Origin of the sequence: Pseudoalteromonas sp. BSi20439, assembly GCF_000241165.1 — a bacterium.
Lineage (GTDB): Bacteria > Pseudomonadota > Gammaproteobacteria > Enterobacterales > Alteromonadaceae > Pseudoalteromonas.
Window position 1 is genome coordinate 1 of sequence record NZ_BADW01000004.1, and the last position, 1034, is coordinate 1034.

General features: G+C 42.7%; 1 protein-coding gene. It reads left to right on the forward strand.

The window, feature by feature from the left end:
• Positions 1–412: peroxidase family protein (locus P20439_RS00280; RefSeq protein ID WP_036932574.1), on the forward strand; the 412-nt coding region annotated here is incomplete at its 5' end.
• Positions 413–1034 lie beyond the last annotated feature (622 nt).

Below are 1034 nucleotides of genomic sequence, written 5' to 3' on the forward strand. Positions count from 1 at the left end.
TGTATCCGCCGAGGAGCTATTACTAGAGCGCAGCCAATTAATGGGGCTAACCGCACCAGAAATGAGCGTTTTACTAGGCGGTATGCGCGTACTAGGCACTAACTATGGCAATAGTGAACATGGTGTATTTACCGACAAGGTAGGCGTACTGAGTAACGACTTTTTTGTTAATTTAACCGACATGAACAACCGTTGGGAACCTGCAGCTAAAGGCGAGTACAACATAGTTGACCGCGCTAGTGGTAAAACTAAGTACACGGCTACGCGGGTTGATTTAGTATTTGGTTCAAACTCAATACTCCGTGCATTGGCAGAGTTTTATGCTCAAGACGATAACAAAACTCGTTTTGTACACGACTTTGTCGCCGCATGGGTAAAAGTGATGAACGCCGACCGGTTTGATATTAAATAAACCTAAGTAAAATTTAAAAAGGAGCAGCAATGCTCCTTTTTTTATTATTTAGGTTAAAGGTTAAAGGTCACGAGCTGCGGGCTGCGAGGTGCGGGTAAATGCAATGCTTATAAAATCGCTGCTACACCCTGATAGTTGCTTTTTTCCTCTAAAAGCGCAGCGTCTCTTCGCCCTCTTTGTGAATAATGGTCTTGCGCGGCATAAAGCCCCGCCTACGTTAAATCCAGATGTTAATCATATCCGTAGGCGGGAGTTTACCTCGCGCATTTTATCTAACGTCTAAATCTAATTTCTTGTTTGAGCACAGAGAAGCGAGTAAGAAGATAACGGGCTTCGCGTGGCGAGCAGCGGGCTTGTACAAATAGTTTGTACACCTAGTCGTATCAGCAATGAACCTAGAACCTTTAATTTACTCTTTCAGCGCAGCGTCTTTTAATCTCTGTGGTGAATAAATAACTTAAAACCTATTTGCACAAAGAGCAAAGAATGAGAGCAAATGAGCAAATAAAAAATACAGCTTTTCTTTGCCTTTTTTATTAAATAAATTACCAATTGCGTTTTAATTAATACCAAGCAAAATTCTGCCGAACCCCGAACCCCGAACCCCGAACCCCGAACCCCG